This is a genomic window from Providencia sp. Me31A (genome assembly GCF_050487165.1).
GTDB lineage: Bacteria > Pseudomonadota > Gammaproteobacteria > Enterobacterales > Enterobacteriaceae > Providencia.
In genome coordinates this window covers 179,769-189,881 of the sequence record NZ_JBKQGZ010000008.1, presented here as the reverse complement: position 1 = coordinate 189,881, position 10,113 = coordinate 179,769, and the positions used below count along the sequence as shown (strand labels likewise).

Sequence of the window (10,113 nt, the reverse complement as noted above, 5' to 3'; positions counted from 1 at the left end):
TGAATGGGAGGCATTTTATAATTGTCATCGCCCCCACTCAGCTCATGCTGGTAAAACACCGTATGAAGTGTTAAAAAATAAGCTTGGTCTTTAAGACTAAACGTCAGCCGAGGTTCTGAGTGACACACCGCTAGAGCTCGAAATATGACGAAAATTAGGCGCTCTTTTTCTTATCAGCAGCGATATTACTATAATCTGGGCTCTCTAAAGCGATTAGCTCATCCAACAATGCGGTCAATTGCTGCATTTTCTCTGACGAAAAAGCCTGCTCAATTTTTTGATAACCTTCTTCCACTTCCTGACGCGCTTTGTCATACAGATCTTGCCCAGCGGGTGTCAAAGAGACGTATAATTTACGCTGATCATTCAACGGTTTTAAGCGGAAAATTAAACCTTCGCGCTCCATTCGGGTCAAAATCCCCGTTAAACTTGGGCGAAGAATACAGGTTTGGACTGATAATTCATGAAAGTCAATTGAACGCTTATCAGCTAAAACGCGAATGATACGCCATTGCTGTTCAGTCAGATTATACGACTTCAATATTGGTCGAAAGAACCCCATTGCCGTTTCTCTCGCCTGCAATAATGCAATTGTCAATGATTCATGCATAAGCTTAAAACTCACCACTTAATTAACGTTATTTAGCCCAATTTAGGTATTTTATGGCAACCGCCACATGGCTTTATTGGCTCTATACTTTAGTTAAACTCGTTAAACCCTAGGTTATCACCGAGGATTTCCACATAACCAATTTTCCCTATTAAAGAGTAGCACGGTAAAATAACAATCTCAAAGAAAAACCCTAAAATATTAATGAGTAAATAATTTAAAACTCTGTCATAAAGTTAATTTCTTGTGAATTAAAAAAAAATTAAAAAATAATAAATTCATTTATAACAATGAATTACAAAAACCAACTTAAATTATGTTAATGAGATCACAATTAAAATTAACATTTCCATAAACCTATTGCTAAATTAAAAGTTATACTTTATTAATATATTAATAATTACTCGAAAGTTGAATTCTTTTCATTAAGGAGTTGTCAATGAAAGGCACTGTATTTGCCGTTGCCCTCAATCATCAAAGCCAGCTTAGCCATTGGCTTGAGGCATTCCAGCAAGCCCCTTATAAAACCCCACCGAAAACCCCAGTGTGGTTTATTAAGCCGCGTAATACACGCATCAATTCAGGCGAGCAGATTTTGCATCCAGTCGGTGAAGAAGTACAAAGTGGTGCCACCCTCGCTTTAGTGATCGGTAAAAACGCACGCAAAGTCAGTAAAGCAGATGCACATCAGTTTATTGCTGGATTTGCCCTTGCAAATGAGGTTAGCCTGCCAGAAGACACCTTCTATCGCCCTGCCATTAAAGCAAAATGCCGTGATACTTTCTGCCCAATTGGTGAGATGGTAACGGCTTCGCTGGATACGCCTGTCGATATCATCACACAAGTAAATGGTAAGGAAGTGGATCGTTGGTCAACCAAAGATCTGATCCGCGATGCCAGCGAGTTAGTGGCCGCATTAAGTGACTTTGCCACCCTAAAACAAGGGGATGTGATCCTGATAGGCACGCCGCAACAACGTGTCACCATCAACCCCGGTGATGAAGTGATTATCCAAGCGGAAGGCTTCCCTAGCCTGAAAAATACCGTTGTGGCAGCAGGAGAAAAATAATGTCTACTATCACTAAACGCGCAAAAATTCTGTTTAAAGGCACTGAGTATTCCGTCACTGTCGGTGATAACGAAGCCATTACGTTACCTAATGGCGATGTGATTGCAGGAGATTCCCCGGATGTTGAGTGGTTGCCACCTGCGCAAGGGACTTTATTTGCTCTTGGCTTGAACTATGCCGACCATGCCGCAGAGTTAGAATTTAAACCACCTGAAGAGCCACTGATTTTCTTAAAAGCAGAAAGCAGCCTAACAGGTCACCGTCAAGTCTCTGTGCGCCCTGATAATGTTGAATATATGCACTACGAGTCTGAGTTAGTGGTCGTGATTGGCAAAATCGCTCATAAGGTTTCAAAAGAAGATGCCATGGATTATGTCGCAGGTTATACCGTGTGTAACGACTATGCTATCCGTGACTACCTCGAAAATTATTATCGTCCCAATTTGCGTGTGAAAAGCCGCGATACATTAACGCCTATTGGCCCTTGGATTGTCGATAAAGATGCCGTGAAAGATCCTCATAACCTCGCTTTATACACCTATGTCAATGGTGAATTGCGCCAAAAAGGAACCACTGCTGATCTGATTTTCGATATTCCATTTTTAATTGCTTACCTCAGTGACTTTATGACACTGCAACCGGGAGACATGATTGCGACAGGGACACCAAAAGGGCTGTCTGATGTCGTACCGGGTGATGAAGTCATTGTTGAAGTTGAGGGTGTTGGCCGACTAGTCAATACCATTATCAGCGAAAAAGACTATGAGGAACGAGTATAATGACTAAGATTAATCATTGGATCAACGGTAGAAACGTTGCTAGCAAAGACTATTTTCAAACCACCAACCCAGCAACAGGTGAAGTTCTCGCTGAAGTCGCTTCCGGTGGGCAAGATGAAATCAACCAAGCGGTCGCCGCAGCAAAAGAGGCATTTCCAAAGTGGGCAAATACCCCAATGAAAGAACGTGCTCGCTTAATGCGCCGCCTTGGTGAATTAATCGATGAAAACGTCCCTCAAATTGCGGAAATAGAAACCAAAGACACAGGTCTGCCTATTCATCAGACCAAAAATGTACTGATCCCTCGTGCTTCACACAACTTTGAATTCTTTGCTGAAATTTGCCAACAAATGAATGGTCGTACCTATCCGGTTGACGACAAAATGATGAACTACACCCTGATACAACCTGTTGGTGTGTGTGGGTTAATCTCCCCGTGGAACGTACCGTTTATGACGGCAACATGGAAAACCGCCCCATGTTTAGCTCTGGGCAACACTGCCGTGCTGAAAATGTCTGAACTGTCTCCGCTATCAGCAAACCGTTTAGGGGAATTAGCACTTGAGGCTGGCATTCCTGCTGGCGTCTTGAACGTCGTCCAAGGTTATGGTGCAACGGCAGGTGATGCACTGGTGAAACATCACGATGTTCGAGCAGTATCGTTCACCGGTGGTACAGCAACAGGCCGTGCCATTATGCAAAACGCAGGATTGAAAAAATATTCAATGGAGCTAGGGGGGAAATCCCCAGTTCTAATTTTTGAAGATGCGGATATTGAACGCGCAATGGATGCGGCACTGTTTACTATTTTCTCTATCAATGGGGAACGTTGTACCGCGGGCTCACGTATTTTCATTCAAGAAAGCATTTATCCTGAGTTTGTAAAACGTTTTGCTGAACGAGCAAACCGTCTGATCGTCGGTGACCCGAACGATCCGAAAACACAAGTCGGTGCATTAATAAGCCAACAGCACTGGAACAAAGTGTCCGGTTATATTCGTATTGGTATGGAAGAAGGCGCTACCCTGTTAGCGGGTGGCCCTGAAAAACCAACGGATCTGCCTGATCACCTGAAAAATGGTCATTTCTTGCGTCCGACCGTTCTGGCTGATGTCGATAACCGTATGCGCGTTGCACAAGAAGAAATCTTTGGTCCCGTCGCTTGTCTGATCCCATTCAAATCAGAAGAAGATGGTCTACGTATGGCGAACGATGTTGAATACGGCCTAGCTTCCTATATTTGGACGCAAGATGTCAGCAAAATCCTTCGTCTTTCTCGCAATATCGAAGCCGGAATGGTGTTTGTTAACACACAAAATGTGCGTGACCTACGTCAACCATTTGGCGGTGTCAAAGCCTCCGGTGTTGGCCGTGAAGGTGGCGAATACAGCTTCGAAGTCTTTGCAGAGATGAAGAACGTTTGTATCTCCTACGGCGACCACAACATCCCACGCTGGGGTGTATGATTTATAAAATTATTTTTATAATATTTATCAATTAGATACCTATAAAAATTTGAACTGTAAATGATTCAAGATAAATAATAGCTACAACAAATTATGGGTAAACTCATTCCTTACCTTAAATAGTTTGAGTTGTAGCTAGGCGGCAGGTGAAATCCCCCCTATGAGCATACATAAGTATGTGATTAGGGTGGTTTTGTGCAGCCAACACCGCTACAGCTCAAAATATAACGGGTAAGAGAGGATGAAATGGGTAAACTAGCACTCGCCGCAAAAATAACACACGTCCCATCCATGTACTTATCAGAACTACCGGGTAAAAATTTTGGATGTCGCCAATCAGCTATCGATGGGCATAAAGAAATCAGCCGTCGCTGCCGTGAATTAGGCGTTGATACCATTATCGTTTTTGATACTCACTGGTTAGTCAATAGTGCTTACCACATCAATTGCGCTGATCATTTCAAAGGTATTTATACCAGTAATGAGCTTCCTCATTTTATTCGCGACATGGAGTATGAATACGATGGGAACTCAGTATTAGGTCAGATGATTGGTGAAGAAGCTCGTAAATTAGGCGTTCGAGCTCAAGCCCATGAAATCCCAAGCTTAACACTTGAATATGCCACCTTAGTTCCAATGCGTTATATGAATAGCGACCGTCACTTCAAAGTGATTTCTATCTCTGCATTCTGTACTTCTCACAGCTTTGAAGACAGCCGCAAATTAGGTGAAGCCGTACTGACCGCTATCGAAAAATATGATGGCACGGTGGCGGTACTCGCCAGTGGTTCATTGTCACACCGCTTTATTGATGACCAAAAAGCTGAAGACGGTATGAACAGCTACACTCGCGAGTTTGATGAGCAAATGGATAAACGCGTCGTCAAATTATGGCGTGAAGGCCGTTTTGAAGAGTTCTGCAAAATGCTGCCTGAATATGCCGATTATTGCTTTGGTGAAGGTCATATGCACGATACCGTGATGTTGTTAGGCATGCTAGGTTGGGATAAATACACAGAGAAAGTAGAAGTTTTAACCGACTTATTTGCAAGTTCAGGCACAGGGCAAATCAATGCTGTCTTCCCACTGCCAAGCTACATCATTGAAAAACAAGCGACAACCGCATAAGGAACTGTTATGCCTCATTTTTATGCAGAATGTACCGAAAATATTCGTGATGATGCTCAGCTTCCCGAACTGTTTGCCAAAGTAAATGAAGCCCTTGCAGGAACGGGGATTTTCCCATTAGGTGGCATTCGCAGCCGCGCTATATGGTTAGACACTTGGCAAATGGCCGATGGTAAGCACGATTATGCGTTTGTGCATATGACGTTGAAGATTGGTGCGGGGCGCTCTCTTGAAGATAAGCAAAAAACGGGGGAGATGATTTTCACTCTGATCAAAGCCCATTTTGCCGATTTAATGGCAAAACGCTACTTGGCGCTGTCTTTTACCATAGAAGAGCTTGATCCCGTATTAAATTATAAACAAAACAATGTTCATGCTTTGTTTAAGGGTTAACAGTTTATAACGTCATTCACCGTTGATTGAGAGGGCAAGATGGTCAAAAGTTTCGATACGCATATCCCACGTTGGCTGATCCCACTATTAGGGTCGTTAGTTGCTTTTGGGCCATTGTCTATCGATATGTACCTTCCTGCCCTGCCTCAGATGGGAACCGCTTTACGAGCAACCCAAGGGCAAATGCAGTACACCCTTGGGGCTTTTTTTGCAGGTTTCTGTGTGGGAATGCTGTTTTACGGGCCATTAAGCGATTTACTGGGCCGCCGTAAAATGTTGTTAAGTGGCCTCGCCATTTTTACGGTAGCCAGTTTGTTGTGCGCTCAATCCACTGATGCAAACACCTTAATTGTTTTTAGGGCATTGCAAGCCTTTGGTAGTGGTGCAGCCATTGTTATGGCAAGGGCAATTGCTAGAGATGTTTATCCAGCCTATGAATTACCTAAAGTGCTGTCATTAATGACCCTTGTCACCATGATTGCACCGTTACTCGCCCCATTGTTAGGGGGGTTCTTACTTATTCACTTTGAATGGCAAGTGATTTTTTATTTATTAGCACTGCTTGGTCTGCTCTCTATAAGCGTGATTTTCTTCTTGCTGCCAGAAACATTACAACACCAACGCAGCAGTGAAAATATGATTTATGTCGCCTTTAAAAATTATGCACAGATACTCACAGACCGAGAAGCACTGAGTATCATCGGTACGATGGCATTCTCTTTTGCTGGCATGTTTGCTTTTATCAGTGGTTCACCGTTTGTGTATATCAATTACTTTGGGGTTTCTGAGCAACATTATGGCCTGCTATTTGGTTGTAACATTCTGGGAATGATTGTGATGTTGTTATTGAACGTTAAGCTGCTAAAAAATTACAGTTTAACGCGCATTCTCACTATACAAAGTGGATTTCAATTAGTATTTGGCCTGCTGTTACTCCTATTTTACCAACAAAGTCTGCCTATTATTGTTATTCTGGTAGTGCTGTTCCTATCGATGGTCAATGCTATCGGTACCAACAGTTTGTCACTGTTACTGCAACAACGAGGAAAAATTGCGGGTAGTGCCAGCGCACTGGCAATTTCAATTCAATTTGCCTTAGCTGCACTCGCCAGTGTTGCAGTATCTGTATTACAGGATGAATCCCCATTTGCTATGGCACTTGTTATGGCGCTCTGTGCGGGTTTGAGTTTCACCAGTCAACGTTTCTCGGCTAAGAATATTCACCCACAGGTGCAATCAGTGTCTTCGGAGAACAACGAAAAATGAGTATCAATATCAATTCTACATTATTCCGCCAGCAGGCTTATATCAACGGTCAGTGGGTTAATGCCCAAAATAACAGCATCTTTGAAGTGACGAACCCTGCAAATAACCAAGTTATCGCCAAAGTCAGCAATGTCGGGGCATCGGAAACCCAACTTGCGATTGAAGCGGCTGAAAAAGCCCTCCCTGCATGGCGAGCGAAAACCGCTAAAGAGCGTAGTCAAATTTTAAACAAATGGTTCCGTTTAATGATGGATAACCAAAAAGAGTTAGCTCAGCTACTGAGTGCCGAGCAAGGCAAATCTCTCAACGAATCGATGGGCGAAATTGCCTACGGCGCTAGCTTTATTGAGTGGTTTGCGGAAGAAGGCAAACGAGTCTACGGGGAAACCATCCCATCCCCATTGCCAGGGCGCCGCCTTGTGACGATTAAGCAACCCGTTGGGGTTGTTGCAGCTATCACACCGTGGAATTTCCCGAATGCGATGATCACTCGTAAAGTGGGCCCTGCACTTGCTGCCGGCTGCACGATGGTATTAAAACCCGCGGCAGAAACGCCATTATCCGCCTTAGCGCTGGCCGCATTAGGTGAAGAAGCGGGTATTCCTGCTGGCGTATTCAATATCGTTCCAGGCACAGATGCAAAAGCCATTGGTGGCGTCATGACATCAAGCCCTGTAGTACGCAAACTGACATTCACCGGTTCCACTCGCGTTGGTAAATTGCTGATGGAGCAATGTGCTAATACCGTGAAGAAAATGTCCCTTGAACTAGGCGGTAACGCACCGTTTATCGTATTTGATGATGCTGATTTAGATGCTGCTGTACAAGGCGCTTTAGCCGCTAAATTCCGTAACAGTGGGCAAACTTGCGTGTGCGCTAACCGCATTTTAGTGCAAGAAGGTGTTTACGATGAGTTTGCTGCTCGCCTCGCTAAAGCCGTCAGTGCGCTGAAAATTGGCCCTGCGACACAAGCTGACTCACAACAAGGCCCTCTGATTAATCAAGCCGCGGTGGATAAAGTCACTGAACATATTGCTGACGCCGTTTCCCACGGCGCAAAAGTGATTGTGGGCGGTAAACCTGCAAGTTTAGGTGGTTTGTTCTTTGAGCCTACCGTTATTACGGGTGTAACAGAGTCCATGAAAGTCGCTAAAGAAGAAACGTTTGGCCCACTAGCACCTTTATTTAAATTCCGCGATGAGCAAGAAGCCATTGATCTTGCAAATGATACAGAGTTCGGCTTGGCGTCTTATTTCTATTCAAAAGATATCGGCCGTATCTACCGTGTTGCAGAAGCATTAGAAAGCGGCATGGTGGGTATCAATGAAGGCATTATTTCGAACGAAGTGGCCCCATTTGGAGGCATTAAGCAGTCTGGTCTGGGGCGTGAGGGATCACGCTATGGAATTGAAGATTATTTGGAAGTGAAATACCTCTGTTTTGGTGGGCTTTCTAATTAGAAAGAAACATTAGCTAGTGGTCTTCGCTTTTAAAATCTTAGCTCTAAATAATTCGAGTTAGAACAAAGCAGTAAATGAGACTAATCCCTTAGGAGCATACCCATGTGACTAGGGGATAGGCACAAGCCTATCGTGAAGCTAACGCAGTTATAGCTCGAAGTATAACGAGCTGAGGTGCAAAAGGAAAATAAGATGTTACAAAAAGATGTCATATCGCAAATAGCCCAGCGCTTAAATCAGGCTGAAAAATCACGTGAGCAAATTCGCCAAATATCACTCGATCACCCAGAGATGACGATCGACGATGCTTATGCCGTCCAAAAAGAATGGGTTGGCTTAAAAATTGCTGAAGGGCGTGTGTTGAAAGGCCACAAGATTGGGTTAACATCCAAAGCCATGCAGGCAAGTTCACAAATTGATGAGCCTGATTACGGTGCGCTACTTGACGATATGTTTTTTGATGACGGCTGTGATATCCCAACAGACCGCTTTATTGTTCCTCGCATTGAAGTCGAATTAGCTTTTGTTCTTGCCAAACCCTTGCGCGGGCCAAACTGCACCATCTTTGATGTGTATAACGCCACTGACTATGTGATCCCAGCTCTTGAGCTGATTGATGCACGCTGTCATAACGTCGATCCAGAAACTAATCGTCCACGTAAAGTGTTCGACACCATTTCAGATAACGCAGCCAATGGTGCGGTTATTTTAGGTGGCCGACCCATTAAACCTCGTGATTTAGACATGCGTTGGATTAGCGCCCTACTCTATCGTAATGGTGTCATTGAAGAATCCGGTGTCGCGGCTGCTGTTCTTAACCACCCTGCAAACGGTGTGGCATGGTTAGCCAATAAATTAGCCCCACATAATGTCCAACTCGAACCTGGGCAAATCATTCTTGGCGGTTCATTTACTCGCCCTGTGCCCGCACGTAAAGGCGATGTGTTCCATGTTGACTATGGAAATATGGGTTCTATTAGCTGCCGATTTGTATAAGGAAACCTCATGGATCTGTTAGAAAATAAATTCAAAAAAGCCATAAAAAGCGGTCAACCACAAATCGGCCTATGGCTTGGTTTGTGCAGTCCATATAGTGCAGAGTTACTTGCAGGTGCTGGTTTTGACTGGTTATTGATCGACGGCGAACATGCACCGAATAATGTGCAAACGACCTTATCTCAGTTACAAGCGATCGCCCCATATCCTTCACAGCCAGTCGTTCGTCCACCGTGGAATGACCCTGTGATCATTAAACAACTGTTGGATATCGGTGCGCAAACTCTTTTACTCCCGATGGTACAAAATGCGGAACAAGCCAAGCAAGCCGTGCGCGCAACGCGTTATCCACCAGCAGGCATCCGCGGTGTTGGCAGCGCTTTAGCCCGTGCCTCTCGCTGGAATCGTATACCCGATTATCTAACACGTGCTAATGATGAAATGTGTGTGATCGTGCAAGTGGAAACACGTGAAGCTATGAACAATCTACCGGAGATCTTAAAGGTCGAAGGCGTCGATGGTGTATTTATCGGCCCCGCAGATCTCAGTGCAGATATGGGCTTCTCAGGTAATCCAAACCATCCAAAGGTGAAATCTGCGATAGAAAAAGCGATTGTCCAAATTCGCGAAGCGGGTATCGCACCGGGTATTTTAATGGCGGCACCAGATGTTGCTGAACATTATTTGAAACTGGGCGCTTTGTTTGTCGCCGTTGGTGTGGATACCACATTACTGGCGCGTACTGCAGAAGCACTCGCAGCCAAATTTGGCAAAACCGTCTCAGAGGTCACCTCGAGTACGCCTAGTGTTTATTAACTAACAGATCGCTAAATAGGCCAATTTTAACCCTACAGATAAAAGGCCTATTTAGATAAATAAAAATCAATATCGTAATAAAAGGCAGAATGCACCATGACTGCCTACGAGTCCCTTGTACCTATAATAA

10 protein-coding genes and 1 pseudogene are annotated in these 10,113 nt (G+C 44.2%); 10 read left to right on the top strand and 1 reads right to left on the bottom strand.

Features of this window, described 5'->3' with window-relative positions; genetic code table 11:
* Positions 1–94, top strand: a pseudogene (locus tag ACLPIE_RS08615) (IS481 family transposase); the annotation flags it as partial.
* Between the two features lie 60 nt (positions 95–154).
* On the opposite strand, the gene hpaR reads toward ACLPIE_RS08615, so the two are convergent.
* On the bottom strand, positions 155–610 hold the full coding sequence (gene hpaR, locus ACLPIE_RS08610; protein WP_430261150.1) for a homoprotocatechuate degradation operon regulator HpaR: 456 nt from the start codon (positions 608–610) through the stop codon (positions 155–157).
* A 439-nt stretch (positions 611–1,049) separates the two neighbouring features.
* Here hpaR and ACLPIE_RS08605 point away from each other — a divergent pair, with 439 nt between their 5' ends.
* From ACLPIE_RS08605 to hpaI, 9 genes are all read left to right on the top strand, one after another.
* Entirely contained in the window at positions 1,050–1,679 is a 630-nt protein-coding gene (locus ACLPIE_RS08605; protein WP_430261148.1) for a fumarylacetoacetate hydrolase family protein, read from the top strand.
* A complete protein-coding gene (locus tag ACLPIE_RS08600; RefSeq protein WP_430261146.1) occupies positions 1,679–2,458 on the top strand; it encodes a fumarylacetoacetate hydrolase family protein in 780 nt (259 codons plus the stop codon). Before ACLPIE_RS08605 ends, ACLPIE_RS08600 begins: the two co-directional genes overlap by 1 nt.
* Positions 2,458–3,924 (top strand): 5-carboxymethyl-2-hydroxymuconate semialdehyde dehydrogenase, encoded by a 1,467-nt coding sequence (gene hpaE / locus ACLPIE_RS08595; protein ID WP_430261144.1) that lies wholly within the window; start codon positions 2,458–2,460, stop codon positions 3,922–3,924. The genes ACLPIE_RS08600 and hpaE overlap by 1 nt, the downstream gene beginning before the upstream one ends.
* Before the next feature lie 246 nt (positions 3,925–4,170).
* Complete coding sequence (gene hpaD / locus ACLPIE_RS08590) at positions 4,171–5,052, top strand: 3,4-dihydroxyphenylacetate 2,3-dioxygenase (protein WP_430261142.1); 882 nt, start codon at positions 4,171–4,173, stop codon at positions 5,050–5,052.
* Positions 5,053–5,061: 9 nt separating this feature from the next.
* Entirely contained in the window at positions 5,062–5,445 is a 384-nt protein-coding gene (locus ACLPIE_RS08585; RefSeq protein WP_430261140.1) for a 5-carboxymethyl-2-hydroxymuconate Delta-isomerase, read from the top strand.
* 39 nt (positions 5,446–5,484) lie between these two features.
* Positions 5,485–6,711, top strand: a complete 1,227-nt coding sequence (locus ACLPIE_RS08580; protein ID WP_430261139.1) for a Bcr/CflA family multidrug efflux MFS transporter — start codon at positions 5,485–5,487, stop codon at positions 6,709–6,711.
* A complete protein-coding gene (locus ACLPIE_RS08575) occupies positions 6,708–8,171 on the top strand; it encodes an NAD-dependent succinate-semialdehyde dehydrogenase (RefSeq protein ID WP_430261137.1) in 1,464 nt (487 codons plus the stop codon). Before ACLPIE_RS08580 ends, ACLPIE_RS08575 begins: the two co-directional genes overlap by 4 nt.
* 192 nt (positions 8,172–8,363) lie before the next feature.
* Complete coding sequence (hpaH, locus tag ACLPIE_RS08570) at positions 8,364–9,167, top strand: 2-oxo-hept-4-ene-1,7-dioate hydratase (protein WP_430261136.1); 804 nt, start codon at positions 8,364–8,366, stop codon at positions 9,165–9,167.
* A 9-nt stretch (positions 9,168–9,176) separates the two neighbouring features.
* Positions 9,177–9,983: a 4-hydroxy-2-oxoheptanedioate aldolase gene (gene hpaI, locus ACLPIE_RS08565; RefSeq protein WP_430261134.1), complete on the top strand. Its 807-nt coding sequence runs from the start codon at positions 9,177–9,179 to the stop codon at positions 9,981–9,983.
* The last annotated feature ends 130 nt before the right edge of the window (positions 9,984–10,113 follow it).